The organism is Achromobacter sp. DMS1 (assembly GCF_001270295.1).
This window is the reverse complement of sequence record NZ_LHSJ01000091.1, coordinates 13,285-27,384: the sequence shown is the minus strand read 5'-3', so window position 1 is coordinate 27,384 and position 14,100 is coordinate 13,285. Positions and strand designations below refer to the sequence as shown.

The 14,100-nt window shown below is 61.4% G+C and carries 13 protein-coding genes; 2 read left to right on the top strand and 11 right to left on the bottom strand.

Annotated elements, in window-relative coordinates:
- Nucleotides 1-120: 120 nt before the first annotated feature.
- From AD428_RS12635 to AD428_RS29930, 7 genes are all read right to left on the bottom strand, one after another.
- Complete coding sequence (locus AD428_RS12635) at nucleotides 121-2,178, bottom strand: ParB/RepB/Spo0J family partition protein (RefSeq protein ID WP_053245395.1); 2,058 nt, start codon at nucleotides 2,176-2,178, stop codon at nucleotides 121-123.
- A gap of 83 nt (nucleotides 2,179-2,261) precedes the next feature.
- Entirely contained in the window at nucleotides 2,262-3,089 is an 828-nt protein-coding gene (locus AD428_RS12630) for a DUF932 domain-containing protein (protein WP_053245394.1), read from the bottom strand.
- 762 nt (nucleotides 3,090-3,851) lie between these two features.
- Complete coding sequence (locus AD428_RS12625) at nucleotides 3,852-4,238, bottom strand: hypothetical protein (protein ID WP_053245393.1); 387 nt, start codon at nucleotides 4,236-4,238, stop codon at nucleotides 3,852-3,854.
- Nucleotides 4,239-4,604: 366 nt separating this feature from the next.
- Nucleotides 4,605-5,675, bottom strand: a complete 1,071-nt coding sequence (locus tag AD428_RS12620) for a competence protein ComEC (protein WP_053245392.1) — start codon at nucleotides 5,673-5,675, stop codon at nucleotides 4,605-4,607.
- A 43-nt stretch (nucleotides 5,676-5,718) separates the two neighbouring features.
- Entirely contained in the window at nucleotides 5,719-7,974 is a 2,256-nt protein-coding gene (locus AD428_RS24945; protein ID WP_082308383.1) for a ThiF family adenylyltransferase, read from the bottom strand.
- The gene (locus AD428_RS29935; RefSeq protein WP_235490059.1) at nucleotides 7,971-8,735 is read right to left on the bottom strand and encodes a hypothetical protein; all 765 of its coding nucleotides are present in this window, start codon (nucleotides 8,733-8,735) and stop codon (nucleotides 7,971-7,973) included. Before AD428_RS29935 ends, AD428_RS24945 begins: the two co-directional genes overlap by 4 nt.
- Entirely contained in the window at nucleotides 8,732-9,163 is a 432-nt protein-coding gene (locus tag AD428_RS29930) for a hypothetical protein (protein WP_235490078.1), read from the bottom strand. The genes AD428_RS29935 and AD428_RS29930 overlap by 4 nt, the downstream gene beginning before the upstream one ends.
- Before the next feature lie 90 nt (nucleotides 9,164-9,253).
- On the opposite strand from AD428_RS29930, the gene AD428_RS12605 reads away from it, so the two are divergent.
- Both AD428_RS12605 and AD428_RS24940 read left to right on the top strand, forming a co-directional pair.
- The gene (locus AD428_RS12605) at nucleotides 9,254-10,156 is read left to right on the top strand and encodes a helix-turn-helix transcriptional regulator (RefSeq protein ID WP_053245390.1); all 903 of its coding nucleotides are present in this window, start codon (nucleotides 9,254-9,256) and stop codon (nucleotides 10,154-10,156) included.
- A gap of 6 nt (nucleotides 10,157-10,162) precedes the next feature.
- Nucleotides 10,163-10,951 carry a hypothetical protein gene (locus tag AD428_RS24940; protein WP_082308384.1) on the top strand — a complete coding sequence of 263 codons (789 nt, stop codon included), beginning with the start codon at nucleotides 10,163-10,165 and terminating at the stop codon, nucleotides 10,949-10,951.
- A gap of 18 nt (nucleotides 10,952-10,969) precedes the next feature.
- Here the strand turns inward: AD428_RS24940 and AD428_RS12600 are convergent, their stop codons facing one another.
- The 4 genes from AD428_RS12600 to AD428_RS12585 form a co-directional block, all read right to left on the bottom strand.
- Nucleotides 10,970-11,635 carry a hypothetical protein gene (locus tag AD428_RS12600; RefSeq protein WP_235490101.1) on the bottom strand — a complete coding sequence of 222 codons (666 nt, stop codon included), beginning with the start codon at nucleotides 11,633-11,635 and terminating at the stop codon, nucleotides 10,970-10,972.
- Nucleotides 11,636-11,710: 75 nt separating this feature from the next.
- Entirely contained in the window at nucleotides 11,711-13,075 is a 1,365-nt protein-coding gene (locus AD428_RS12595) for an IS5 family transposase (protein ID WP_053245389.1), read from the bottom strand.
- Nucleotides 13,076-13,105: 30 nt separating this feature from the next.
- On the bottom strand, nucleotides 13,106-13,765 hold the full coding sequence (locus AD428_RS12590) for a hypothetical protein (RefSeq protein WP_235490098.1): 660 nt from the start codon (nucleotides 13,763-13,765) through the stop codon (nucleotides 13,106-13,108).
- A 13-nt stretch (nucleotides 13,766-13,778) separates the two neighbouring features.
- Nucleotides 13,779-14,100: TIGR02391 family protein (locus AD428_RS12585; RefSeq protein ID WP_235490095.1), on the bottom strand; the 322-nt coding region annotated here is incomplete at its 5' end.

Here is a 14,100-nt window from a genome sequence, read left to right as displayed (position 1 = left end):
CCTGGCCGAAGGCGGCGACGGGGCGATTTTGCTGTGGACGTCGAAACCGGGCGCGGCAGACCTGCCGCGCCCGGTTCGGGGAAAAGCCCCGGCGCAGCGCGCCGGGGCCAGCTTGCGGAATCACGCGGCCATCGCGTGGTCCTCCACCTCGTCGGCGGCATCTTCCGGCGCGTCGCCATCGCTCGCCGCATCCGGCACGCCTTCCGGCTCCGTGTGGTGCCCGGTCTGGAACACGGCAGGCATCCAGCCGGTGCCCTCGGCCAGCCGTTCGGCTTCGCTGGCAATGTCGCCCTTCTTGAGCTTCGACAGGCGGGTGACGTGATCCGGGGCGTACTGCCCGATCGCTTCCAGAATCGCGGCCTTCGGTACGTGCTGGAAATAGCCCTCGGCGGTCGGCTTCCACCATGCGGCCATGTCCAGCCCCACGGCCTGCGCCAGTTCCGCGCCGGGCTGGCGCTGCGTGGCGCGCGGCGTCACCACGTCCACCGTGGCCGCGACGCAGACGGCCAGCAGCCGCACCAGCTCGTCTTGCGACTTCGCCAGCAGCACGGCGAACAGTTCGGCACTGTCCTGCGGCAAGGCTTCGCCCGCGACTTCCTGCAAGGTGTGCAGCGCCACAGCGGCGGGCGATTCCGGCATGTCCGGGGCAAGGCTTTCCAGCCGGTCTTTCACGGTCAGGCGCACGCCGAGCGGCAGGCCGTCGCGGTAGGCGTTGGGTTGCAAGACGGTCTGCACCATGCCATGCGCCAGCGCGGCCAGCGCGACGTGCGGATGCTGCGCGACTTCGATTTGCAGCGCCGCCGTGCGGTGGGCGCTCAACCGCTGCGCCAGCCGGTCGGAGACGTTCGCGGCCTTGGGCGCTTCGTCGGCATCGCCTTCGTCCTCGTTCGTGGCTCCGCCTTCCGCGAAACCCTGCCGCAGCCGGTGCAGCGTGCGCAGCGCCTTCGCCTCGGCCTCGCGCAGCAGCCCGCGATAGATCACGGTTTCGCCTTCGCGGTCGATGGTGGCGATGGCACCGGCCACGGCGCGCACGTCCGGCGCGTAGTCCTGCAAGGCGTCCTCGATGGCTTGCAGTTCACCGGCCACCTGCTCGCGCCGTTCTCCCAGCGTCGCCACCTTGTCCTCGTCCTCGGCGTCGTAGGCTTCTTCCAGCGTCGTGTCGATCTTGTCGAGACGGCCTTGCAGCGAAGCGATGCGGCGGGCTTCGCGTGCGCTCGGCTCGCGGCGCTGGCGCGGCGCGTTCTGGAACGTCTGCCGGTCGGCATGGCTCATCTGCGGCACGGCTTCCCCCCACGCCCAGCCCTCGGCGCGCACTTCCTCGGCCTGCCCATCCAGCTTGCCGCGCACCAGCGCTTCCAGCAGCGCGGCGTCGGTCAGGTAGGTTCCGGCATCGCCTTCCGCGAACAGGTCGCGGCGGATGCCGCCGCCTGCTTCGGTGTAGGCGTCCAGCCCGACGAAACGCACCAGCGCATGACTGGCGCTGATTTCGCGCTCGGTCAGGCGCTCGCGCAGCGCGGACGCGCCGCGCTGCCAGTCCGGCGCAGCGTAGAACGCGGCTTCCTGCGCGGCGTGGTCGTCGGTGATGGTCAAGGCCATCAACTGCTCCAGCGTCACGCCACCGGCGCGGTAGTCGGCCAGCAGGCGCGGCGAGACGTTGGCCAGCTTCAAGCGGCGCTGCACCACCAGCGGGGACACGCCGAAGTCGGCGGCAATGTCCTCGATGGGGCGGCCTTCCTTCACCAGCGCGGCGAACGCCTCGAACTGGTCGGCGGGATGCATCTGCTCGCGCAGCAGGTTTTCCGCGAGGCTGACAGTACGCGCCGAGGCATCGGGCACCAGCAGGCACGGCACTTCGTAGTCGGCGGCGATGCGCTTCTTCTTCGCCAGCAGCTTCATTGCGGTCAGGCGTCGGTCGCCGGCAACGACTTCGTACTGCTCGCTACCGTCTCCATGTGGGGCGGCGGCAATCACGATGAGGTTTTGCAGCAGGCCGACGCGGGAAATACTCGCGGCCAGTTCGGGGATGGACTGGCGCGGCGTCGTGCGGGCGTTGCGCTTGGAGCGGCGCGGCTGCAACTGCGAGAGCGCAACCAAGATCAGGTTCTTGGTCGGGTCGGCGGCTTCCAGCGGCGCGGCGGTTTCGATGGCATGGGCTTCGGCTTTGGTAACGGCGTTCATGATGATGACTCCAATCGGTTGAGGAATGCAGCGCGGAGAAAAGCGGCAAGGGCTGCTGCCTGCCCCTGCCGCGTGGGTGGGGTTCAGGCTTTCAACTGGCGCAGGCCATCGGCCAGCAGCCACAGGGCGCGATTGAGGCGCACATCGGAATCAATGCCCTGCACCGGGCGGGTCCGCTGGCGGCGTCCGTTGGCGCTGCGGCCATGCAATCCGCCTTTGGTCAGGTTCTCCTGCGTGCGGTTGAACACGCTCCACAGGTCGGGGCGGCGGTCATCGAAACGGCGCGGCATCAGGATTTGCGATTCGGTGATGGGCGCGGGCTTGTCGGGGTCGTCGTACTTGAGGGCCAGCGCGGCGCGGGCGAACACTTCGGATTCGCCATCGCTCAAGGTGATGGCGCGCATGGCATCGCGGTTTTCCTTCACCCGCTCGAAGCCGCTCAAGACTTCGTAAGCGCCTTCGATGACGGAACCGGCTACGTCGCCTTTGTGGGGCACGCGCACGTCGGCCACGGTGTCGCCGCAGACAAGGCCATTGCTGCACACGAACCGGAACATTCCGGCCAACATCTGATAACTGCTGGTGCCGTCATGCGAGTTCAGCAGCACAATCTCATTGGCTTCAGCGCCGTTGATCTGGCTGACATGGCGCAGGCGGATCATGTGCTTGGTGTAGTCGCGGCGGTCTTCGTTGCGCACGCGGGTCTGCGCCACCATGAAGGGCTGGAAACCCTCCTTGCGAAGCTCCGTCAGCACGGCGGCGGTGGGGATGTAGCTGTAGCGTTCGGAACGGCTCTCATGCGGGGCGTCCGCGAAGATGGACGGGGCCACGCGCTGGATTTGGTCGTCGGACAGCGGGGTGTCGCTGCGCAGCGACGGCGAACGGGAAGCGAAACGGGATGCGAGTTGCATGGTCTTTCTCCTGACAAAAAGAGGTTTGCTGTTCAAACCGCACACCGGATTCCTAGATTCGGAGCCCAGCCTTCCGGCTGTTCTGTGCGGTCGGCACGAGGAACCCGGTTGGCCCTGTTGCCACCGTCTTTCCTGAGTTCATCGCCCGCGACGCCCGGAGCACGCGGACGGGGGCCGTCAAGGAAACGAGCGCAGGGTCGGTGCGGCCCGCAGCGCAGCGAGGACACGGCCCTGCGCGCCTTGACGGCACACGGGCGCGGGCTACAGTCGCGGACAAGGTGATGAAGTCAGGGGAGACGGCTGGACAAGGCAACGGCCATCCCTATGTGCTGACCGCACGGCAAGCGAAGCGCGCAGGCCCGAAGCTGGAAGCCGGGCCGGAGGCGTCAGCCGAGCGGAGCGAGGGAATGATGGAAGCCCGTCAGGGGCGAGACGCCGCAGGCGGCTCGATGCGAAGCACGACAGCGCGACCGGCCATGTTTCTTGGCCGGGGACGCCCATGCAGTCGTGGAGATGCAGCGTGGATCTTCTGCGGTGGACAAGCAGCCTTTGCGGCATCGGTATTGCCGCGCCGGCGCAGCCGGGGCGGCGGTGTTGCAGGGGCGCCAAGCGAAGCGCGGCGGGGATGTGCCGCAGGCACTTCCCCTGGAGTGCAAGCGCCAGCGCGCAGCGCCGCAGGCGCGAAGTCATTGGCACCAGGGCGCAGCAGAAAAAAAGGTGCGCTGCCCCGAAGGGCAGCGCACCGGATGGCACCAGGCGCGATCAGTTCGCCGTCATCGTCTGCAACTGCTCGATCACGCCGGGTTCGACGAAGACGCACGGCTGATCGGCCGCGATCGGCACGTTGAACACCTGCGCGAAGGCTTCGCGCTTGAGGTGCGCCAGACGGCCCGTCCGGTATGCCTGCTCGGGCTTCACGCGGCCACCGCCAGCCGGCGAGCCGCTGCGCTGCGGGTCGCACTCGACCAGCGCGACAAAGCCGTCGTCCGACAGCTTCTGATGCTCGGGGCACAAGCCCCAGCCGGTTGCCGTGTGGCGCTCCATGCTTGCGCGCAGGCGGCGATCCAGCAGGATGGCGCCAGTGTCGAAGCGAGTACCGCAGACAAGGCAAACGTGTTGTTCAAGCGAGACGTGCGATTTGTCGTTCATGACGATCTCCGGTTGCACGGGCGGAATTGCCCGGAACCGTCGCCAGCACGGCGCAGCACAGCAGTCAGGGGTCGCAGACGGCCGCCAGGCCGCAAGCGCCAACGGGCGCGCAGCCCTTGACGGCGAGAACACCGTGATACGGTGAAGGGAACAGCAAGACCGCCTACACCCGCCCATTGCACACACTCGCCTTTGTGCAAGCGGAGCGCGCAGGCCCGCCAGGGCCGAAGGCGTCAGGGGTCAAAGCCGGATGGCCGCGATTCGGCACGAAGCGCGGGGCGCAGCCCGCGAACCCGGCGGCGGCACGCCGGGACGCAAACAATGTAGCCAGCAGAGAATAAAAATGGTGCTGAGGTTCTGTCGAAGTCAATTCTCTTGATCTTCGGGATACGGCGCCTGAGGAATCGGCACCCAGCCATCACGGGTGATGCCCGCGCCGATGCGGATGTTCTTGCTTTCAGTTGCCGCCCAGTGCCCGCCCCGGTGCAATACAGCGCGAATCACCGACTTCCGCGGGTGATCCTCGTCCGCTTTGGCGGAGCTGCATATAGCATTCCAGTGGTGATTGTCAGGCATCGCGTCCAAGCGTGGGCCAAGCAATTGATCCAGAATTTCCGTAGAGACGTTGTGTCGACCTCCGTGGTGAGGCACTTGGAAGTATCGAATTCCGGGCAACGTAAGTCCCGCAAAGGGGGCATAGTCGATCACTTCCTGCAACGCTTCTCGTCCTGCATCACCAGTAAGCATAATGCGATGGCCGTTCAGCACAGCCGACTGCACCACACTCATTTCATTCTCCCGACTGGTGGGGCCAGGTGGAAAATACTCCTCGCCCCACAGGGACTTGATATAGGCCGTCGCGGCCTTTACTGCCCGGAATAGGCTGCTCAGCGCACTATCCATAACGCTTTCATCAACAGCTTCCGGTGTCTTCGCTGAATCTACGATCAGGTCAAGATAGCGGCCCAAAGTTGGTGCCATTACCATGAATGGGCCAATGCTTTGCCCCTGAAGAGGAGCATGGATAGAAATTCCCTTCTCCAGCGCAATATCCTCAAGCGCTGCCGAGGCATCATAGATGGACCGCAACTTCCTTCTCAGGGCTTCAACTGACTCATAGTTCTCGAAGCGATCAATCAGTTGATCTGCGTATATCCATGGTCTGTTGATCCAGAGGTTCTTGACTGTGCATTGCTCCAAGACCTTCCGCAGCCCATTGGCGTGGTCGCGGTCAGGGTGTGTGAGGATCACATGGTCGATGACAGTTGTTCCGTAATAGGTTTTCAGATGCTCGACGATCTGATCTCCCGTATCCAGGTATCCACCGTCAACGACGTGTACGCCCTCAGTGCCATTCACCGAATAGCGTAGCGTGATCGCATCCCCGCTTTTCGCTGTTTCGACGCCTAAAAAATCAATCTCGAAGTAGTCAGCCATAAATCCCCCTCATTCTCTGAAAAAAGTGTCGGTGACTTTGTTCTTACCAGCGGTCAACCGCGCACGTGAGTCCTGTTGGAGTCCATACTAACGACACGGCGGGGAGACCACCTGCATCCTCAGCGATGCTGCGCAATGTATTTCGGTCTATCCCTGAATGCGCGCCGCCTTTCGGGTGGCTGTGCCAGGTGCCAATGAAAGCGAGATACCCCAAAGAGGCCTCGTTTGCAGCACGCAAACTTTGGACAAGCCCACTGGTTCCAAGGACGAAGCGGGTTGCCTTGCGAACGCTGTCAGAGGGCGCCTCGACAAGGCCCGCAATGGTGATGGTTCGATTTTCAAACGAGATACGGCCAACCAAGGCGCCTCCTGTTTCCACCGCACCCCAGTGCAGCGCATCAGCATTGATCGCGTGCGCCACAGGGTCGAGAATCCGAACGCTCCAGCCACCATCGTCCGCTACATCGAGCACAGTGGTTGGGCCAAGGCTCGCGCGACTCCAGGCCATGCCAAGGCCTTCGGCGTCCGCGATGCCAGCACAAAGCGTCGCTTCCTTCGGCAGCCCATCAACGAGCCAGCGTTCCAGTTGCACTCCAGCCAGTGATGCAGACCGCGAAACAACGGCATCTGACATTGGCATGGTCAGTGAGCGGCAATTGTCCCCTACAAAAATGCGCGTCGGCTCCGACGTATCACCGGCAATCGACGCACGAAGTTCTGGCACAAACCGGCAGCACTCGAATAAGAATGCCGTGAGGTCGTCAACCCGACCGGCGCGACTTGGCCCTTCAAGCAAAACCGCGACACAGCGCCCCTGGCCATACATCACGACCCGTGCCAGTCGAGTTGGGGATTGGTCCAATGCTTTTGATTGCGTTTCTGCGGCCAGTACCTGAAGTGAAGCCGTCGTATCCACGATAAGGGCAGCATCCTGAGGAACGCTGGTGGCGAACTGTTCCGGATCGACTAGGAGGGTCACAGCGTCAGCGTCGAACGCGCGCGATTGAAGATGCGACAGTTCTTCAAAGGCCGTCTTCATCAGCGCCGACTTCCGAGGCGGGATCAGCACCGATGCTCGCTCAATGAGTGCATGCCGCGCTATGTTGTGAGGTGATATGGATTCGTTGTCAACGAAAGTCATTGAGCCGAAACCAGCCCGCCCGAGGTGCATCGCGATTTTTGATCCCACACTACCGCAGCCAAGGATGACCAGTGGCTGCGATGTGGCTGCTGACGGGATACCAGATGTCCGTGCCAGCAGCTCGGGAGACAACGCATGCGCATGAAAGGCGGGGTGAACCGTGGCATTTCGCTCTAGGAGCGATTGAGCGTTGAGTTCATAGCGCACCACATAGGGCAATACCTCGACATTCCGGCCTGGTGATCCAACAAGCGGCGCTGGTCTTTGTACAGTCAGAATCACAATCGCGTACAAACCGTGCACCCAACCACGCGAGTCTTGTTGCATATCCAGAATCGAGCGCCCGTAATAACCCTCCAAGCTTTGGGCTAAAGCGTCACGATCGATACCAAGTTCCGCTGCTCGATCTAGCAGTGTCGTGAGATCGACAACCGTCTCCGGTTGATAGCGTTCGACTACATACGGGTGGCCATCGGTGATTGGTCCCCGCGCAATGAAGGTCGCGGTATGGCCATTCCCCCAATTTCCCAACTTGTCGTTGTGAACGCCTTGGGAAAACACAGGATCAACTTGTGCGCTCAGCTCGTCATCGATGATGGCGTATAGCCCGCCATCAATCGTCACGTAGCCCGCGGAAACCACCAAAACCGCGCCGTCAACGGGGGCGGCGGCCGCGACCTTTTCGGCACTGAAGACAACGGTCGAAGGACAACTATCTCGCCGCGTCGGTTCCCACCCTTGCTCCAGGTCCAACAACGTTCCGGCGGCAGCCTTGTGCAGCCAATCAACCAACTGATCGACAATGGCGTCGAGACCAAACCGATGCAGCAGTTCGTTCAAAGATCCTTCGAACAGGCATGGCGAAACCAACTCGCCTTCGCGATGGGGGTTTATGTGTGGCAAGTTGAGCGGGAAGTCCGCACGCAAGAAGGGCTTGGGCGCGGATAGGGGCCAGTCACTGCCGAATACCAGCACGCATGTCTCGACGGCACGCACCCCGGTTTCGGAGACGCCGCTACGCCGAGACCTGCTTGGCAGTTGCACGGCAACATCGACTGCTATCTGCGTCAATGCACCGATTACCGTTGGTTCGCCAACGCGGGTCAAGCCCCGATGTCGCTGAAGTTGATGCAGTGCGTCTGCGATAGCGTCCGTCATGATGCCCCGTGCGGCATGGGAGTTCGCGCGGAGGTAATCACGGCGGCGGCCTTCGATCCAGCTTCCTTCTTCGAGGGGGGCTGCACACCTTGGGAAGTGACAGTGAAAACGAGGGGCTCCACGGATTTCTCGCTCGGGTATTCACCCGTGCAGTAGAACTCACCCTTTGCTTCCTCCACGATTTCAACGTATTCACGCTTTGCACGGATGCAGGGCGGATCGCTGTCGTCATCCTTGATCGGCTTGCAACTTGCGACGATGACGGCGCCGTCGCGGGTCTGTGACAATGCATCTCGGGCATCGGCATCAAGTTTTGCTTTTTCTCCGCACTTCGACCAACTGTCGTAAGACAAAGAGTGCCAAGAGCAATGATGAGGCGTCTGCATGATGTCGTACTCCAGAACCTCGGCATCGGCCTTATGGCGCTGCCACTGACGGTTCCAGATAAATACTTCAGCATCTCCACCAGTTAGAAACTTCGCGCCATCTGGTGTCGCCGCATCGGCAGCTAACGTGAAGTTCAAAATCACACTGGACTGATTTTTGACCAGGCACTCTTCCTCTTCCTCATCGTCCTTTGCGTCCAATGGCGCAAGAAGAAACGCGGAGAAGAATGCTGAACTCTTACCGTTGATTGTCGAGAAGCGCGTATCGACCTTCCGCACGATGGAGGTGAGGTCATCGGTCTTTCCATTGATGTCCTCCCCCATGATCTGGATGCGATCACCGGCCCCAACGGCGAAGTTCTTGTCTCGGTTCAACTGAACACGTCGGCGCGCTCGGTAGCCCACGCCTTCGCGTCATCACACAAGGTAAGGGCCTTGCTCGCACGCCGAAACACAATGGGAGACGACCACATCTCGCGAATGACGATCTTCTTGTCCTTGTCGTCCTTCTTGTCATCCGGGTATTTGTCCAATTCGCCCAAGTAGAAGTGCCGAGTCAGCCCCCGACAGTGGTCGTCGTCGGGGTGGCTCAGCAGGAAGGCATCAACATATGGCCTGCCGTTCTCATCCTTCTTCAGTCGATCGCGCAGGTCCTTGGCAACATCACGCGCTTCCCCATCAGGATCGTCGGCATCTTGCCGGATGTTTACGTCGATCAGTAGCGTGGTGGCATCAAGATCACCGAACTTGATGAGGGTCATGTCCCCGTTGTCAACGGGGAAAAAGGTGATGGTGGTGGGCACTTGGGGTCTCCGGGTAGACGACCGAGGAGTGATCGCGTATAGTTAATGTACGACTATTTTTTCGATCAGTCTACTTTTTAGGCGCTACTGATGCAAGAGCCTCCCGTTGCTACTGCCGAACCTGTTGAGCCCAAGGGGCTGAGCTGGGGGTTGGAGAGCAGACTTCAATTCATCGATTTTCGGTTGCGCTGGGAGCGGCGCATCAATCGAATGGATCTCACTGAGCACTTCGGCATATCAGTGCCTCAAGCGTCACTTGATATTGCCAAGTACACCGAACTGGCCCCGAATAACCTGACATACGACCGCAGCTCCAAGACCTACACGGCAACGCAGAGTTTTCGTCCGCTTTACCAGCGAAGCTCTGCACAACGTTATCTGGCAGAACTGTTGGCAACCAAGATGGGGGTGGTTGAGTCAGCGGCCAGCTTTATCGGCTCCGCGCCGGAGATAGATTGGGCGCCTTCCCCCTGGCGCACCATCGACGAGCAGACTGTCGAATTGGTGGTCCGTGCAATACGGCAGCAGGAAGCCATTCGAGTCAGTTACCAGTCCATGACGTCCTTGAACGAATCAATTCGCCTGCTGTCACCACACGCTCTTGGCTACGATGGCTTTCGTTGGCACGTGCGCGCGTTTTGCCACAAGCGCCAGCGCTTCAGCGATTTCGTCCTCGCTCGAATCCTCCGCATCGATGGTATAGAGCCGAGCCAAGTGGACTTCAGTCAGGATACGCATTGGCATACTGTGCTGACTCTGATCCTTGCGCCACACCCCGACTTACCGGCGGCCAAGAAACGAGTGTTGGAGTTGGACTACGGCATGGAAGACGGGCAGGTCAAGCTTCCATGCCGTCAAGCATTCCTTTACTACACACTAAGACGTCTGGGCTTGCACACCAAGGAAGCACCAGATCCGCTCGCACAACAGATCGCGCTGAAAAATCGCGACGAAATTCAACCCTACATCGATGCCCTTACGGCACAGGCTTGACTCCATATGACAACAATTTTTGAACTGGTCAAGGATCCTTATGAGCGCAAGGCGCGGGTTGTTCCTGGGCTTCTTGTGGCCTTGCCGGTACTGGTTCCGTTGTTGTGCGTCTACGGAGCCAAGCATCCTGTGCTTACGAGTGTGATTGGCCTGCTTGGTGGCTGTGGGGCCATTTATGCGCTTGCGAGCGTTGCCCGTGGCCGCGGTAAGAAACTCGAAGAAACCTTAGTTGCCAAGTGGGGGGGCATGCCCACCACCATTGCACTGCGCCACCGCGACAGGTTTCTCGATGGTGTCAGCAAGCAGCGCTACCACACGGCGATCACTGCCAAACTTGGCATCGCGATGCCAACAGCGGAAGAAGAGTTAGCAAACCCTGAGCAGGCAGACGATACATACATAGGTGCAACCAAACGACTTCGCGAACTCACGCGCTCGAACAAGCAGCTCTTGCTGAAAGAGAACATCGCCTATGGATTCCATCGCAACATGCTGGCGATGAAACCGGTCGGTATCGCATCGTGTCTCGTGGGCGTTCTCTACGGGCTGTTGATCGCAAAGGTTCTACAGGTGAAACCTCCCCACTTCAACCCAATGCATTTTGCTGATCCAGGGCTCGCAGCAGGCTTAACACTACTCATTTCTCTGGCGCTTCTAGCCGCTTGGCTGCTGTATTTCGATCAGGATTCTGTCAGGCGGATGGGCTTCGTCTATGCAGAACGCCTATTCGAGTGCTTGCCATCTTTGTCTTCTTCGGCCCCTCGGAAAAGAGCGCAAAAAACAGCTATAGATTGAAATTCAGTATGGGAATGGTCACGCCTCTTGGCTGGTTGCCGCGTGATTGCGATGCAGGTCCGAAACCACCGCGATCAACCTGTTGATCGGTTCAGACAGTCGCTTTGGCAATACGCGGTGCTGGGTATGAGTTTTCAGGTCGGCGATCCAGCGATGCGCAACCCATACATCTTCTTCGGGGTGGTTGTTGTCCACACCGTTGCAATACTTGTAGCCAACCAGCGCATCGGCGTGCGACAGCAGAACGCGCGCCATCGTCATGTGGAAGCGATGAGCCTGGAGATCAGCCGGACCTTTTGGCCGCGGAAGAGTCAGACGCAGGCATCGCTGGTCGTTGAATTCAGCCCAGTCGGGGCCAACCACTTGTCCGGCGCGTTCCAGCATCTTGCGCGACTGTTCGTTCTTGCCATTGACCAGGGCAACGGCGACCGTACCCTTCGGATACTCCAGCTTTTCGGCCAGCGCGTTCATCCAGCGCACCAGCTTGTTTAGAGTGTTGTCGTCCGCAAACACCAGAAACTGGTGGCGCTGTTCATCGTCGAGAAATGCCGGTAGCTGCGCGTAGAGGGGGTACAGGAGATCATGCAGGTAGATGTAGGTCTGCCGGCGCCCTTGCTCATGACTCCGCGTGGTTGCAGTCAGCACCTTCTGCGCCCATTCTGGTGTGAGTTCTGCCAGCGTCATCTCAGTGATGTCGATGGAGATGAGGGGGAATCCGAGCGATTTTCCGATTAACGCGTCGGGTCTGAAGAATCGATATCAGGCCAGACGACGGAGCCCCAACGGCTGCCGGCCTGATGTATCGGCGCTGGCCACTGCCCGGATCCAGGCCCACAAAAACACGATCCACCGCAGCAGCCAGCGGATGTTGTAGCCGGCCGCGCAGGCGATCACGTGCAGGGCGTCGCCTTCGGCGCCCTTGAGATGGCAGCGACGCAGTCGGCAGTCGCCCTTCAGGTGTCCGATCACCGGCTCCACCGCCTGCCGTCGCTTCACCCACGCCCATTGCCTTCGCGTGAGCCGCTTCGGCTTGCCGCGATGCAGGACCGTGACTCCTTCCAGCTCGCGACCACGGAAGCCCAGGTCCACGATGGCTGTCGTCGGCTTCTGGCCGCTGACGATCTCGACCTGTTCGAGCTGCTCGGCCAGGGTGTCGCCGTCGTACGGATTGCCCGGAAAGCTGCGCGCGCCCACCACCAGCCCCTTCCTGGCGGTGACCGCAATGCCCACCTTCACGCCGAATTCGTACGGCTTGCGCGCCTTGCCCTTGCCAATGCACTCCACCTCGGGTGCGTGCAGGGCGTAGAGCTTGTGCTTGTCCTTCGGCTGCTGGCTGCGGATGCGCTCGGCCCGCTCCAGCCACACCTGCACCTGTTCGCGGGCAGCGCCTTCGAGCGTGCCCAACTGCCGGCCCACATCGCGGATCACCCGGCCCAGCAGCGTGCGCTGGCGCTTGAGCACCCGGCGCATGCGCTTGAACTGCCGCGCGTGCGCGTGGCGGCCCGCCTTGCGCGCCAGTCCCGGCGCTTCGCGCTCGTAGGTCTGCCGCAGCTTCAGCCCGTTACGGCGACTCAGCAGCACCAGCTTCTTCCTGGCCACTTCCAGCAGCCGGCTGTCGGTCGGGTGCGCGATGGCCTTCTCCTGCACCGTCGTGTCCACGATCACCCGCGACAGTTCGCGCGCGTCGACCGCCTTCATCGACCGTGCCGCCGCGATCGTTTGCGCCAACAGTTCCTCCATGCCCGCCTCGCCCAGCCGCTGCCGCCAGCGCGTCAGCGAACTGGGATTGCACGGCAGCGTGGTCTGGAACACCACCTCGCCGGTGAAGAACTGCCAGTACGGGTTCTCCAGCCAGCGCAGGCACACCTCCTCGTCCGACAGGTCGTAGGCGTGCTTGAGATACAGCAGCCCCGCCATCAGCCGCACAGGCAGTGCGGGACGGCCGCCGCGGGCCGGATCGGGTGGAAGCGTCGGTGCCAGCGCGTCCTCCAGGTCCGCCCAGGGCATGCGCTGGGCCAGCTTGGCCAGCGGATGGCGCAGGTCGATCTGGTTCTCCAGACGGGAACGAAACAGTTCATCGGCATGGGCGGCCGCGCTGTCGGCGGCCACGGAGCGCTTGCGCATCGGTGGTCTGAAACTGCAAGAAAGCAGCCGTCAGCGTAGCGAAAACTGGTGGTTGCAGCACGCCTCATCAAGCACGAAATCGCGATACGTCATGCGCGATATGAGTTCTTCAGGGACGACTAACGCCTTGCGCCCATCAAAGGCATGCCCGAGTTCGATTTCGACGCCCCCAAGCACCATCGGCTCGGTCTGGACAGGCGGCCCGAGCACGGCAACGTCGAGTCGGAATTTGCTGCCGAATGGTGTTTCCAGCGGGTGCTCGATCGCCACCCGATCGGCGCCAAGCAGCAAGTTGCCTTCCAGCGGATAGTCAGACGCATCCGCGTCCTTGAACGCCCAGGGCATTGCAAGTCCGGTGTTCAAGCGTCGGGCTAGTTCAGCCGCGACAAGCTCCTTCGCGCGTCGGTGTTCGGCGCTTTCCTGCACGGCGCGCCACCGACTGGCTTCTTCATCATCGAAGTGCGCTTTGGGGCTATAGGTGTGCTGGGCAGGAAGCATCCGGAAATGGGATCGCCGACGCAGCTTCCCGCTTTCAAAGGATGGGCTGACCCATGTCACCATCTGCCGTGATGCGCCGGGAGATGCCAGGGGCCACAGCTTGCGCGCATGTTCCCGGCTGCGAACGTCGCGCGCGGCGATCGTGGTCTGAAAAATCCCTTTCCGAGAGAAGACAACGATCGCCTCGTCCATTCTTCTCTTTCCGTTATGGCGATACGGCGGCGACTTTCGTGGCGCCATCCAGCTTGCGATGAATCAGCGACACCAGCGTCAGGATGTCCAGTGCGTCCTGCTCGGACATAGGCCAATTCGTCTTGGGTGCATGGGCCAGCGGATTGCGCACGGCGCCAAACAGGCCGATCAACAGGTTAGCAAAGCCTTTCTGCTCGCTCTTTTCGGACTCGGTGGTGAGCGGTCCCAAGGTGAGAACGGGTTGCTGGCCTGCGAATGTGTCAACGCCGGTTGAAAACTGACCCACTTTCGTCGGAATCGTCGGAGTAAAACTGACCCACCCCGGCGTCCAAAAA

Coding starts and splice junctions, on each gene's coding strand:
- AD428_RS12635 (WP_053245395.1), bottom strand. CDS start 2,178: ATGAACGCCGTTACCAAAGCCGAAGCCCATGCCATCGAAACCGCCGCG.
- AD428_RS12595 (WP_053245389.1), bottom strand. CDS start 13,075: ATGCGCAAGCGCTCCGTGGCCGCCGACAGCGCGGCCGCCCATGCCGAT.
- AD428_RS12600 (WP_235490101.1), bottom strand. CDS start 11,635: ATGACGCTGGCAGAACTCACACCAGAATGGGCGCAGAAGGTGCTGACT.
- AD428_RS12605 (WP_053245390.1), top strand. CDS start 9,254: ATGCAAGAGCCTCCCGTTGCTACTGCCGAACCTGTTGAGCCCAAGGGG.
- AD428_RS24945 (WP_082308383.1), bottom strand. CDS start 7,974: ATGACGGACGCTATCGCAGACGCACTGCATCAACTTCAGCGACATCGG.
- AD428_RS24940 (WP_082308384.1), top strand. CDS start 10,163: ATGACAACAATTTTTGAACTGGTCAAGGATCCTTATGAGCGCAAGGCG.
- AD428_RS12630 (WP_053245394.1), bottom strand. CDS start 3,089: ATGCAACTCGCATCCCGTTTCGCTTCCCGTTCGCCGTCGCTGCGCAGC.
- AD428_RS12590 (WP_235490098.1), bottom strand. CDS start 13,765: ATGGACGAGGCGATCGTTGTCTTCTCTCGGAAAGGGATTTTTCAGACC.
- AD428_RS12620 (WP_053245392.1), bottom strand. CDS start 5,675: ATGGCTGACTACTTCGAGATTGATTTTTTAGGCGTCGAAACAGCGAAA.
- AD428_RS12625 (WP_053245393.1), bottom strand. CDS start 4,238: ATGAACGACAAATCGCACGTCTCGCTTGAACAACACGTTTGCCTTGTC.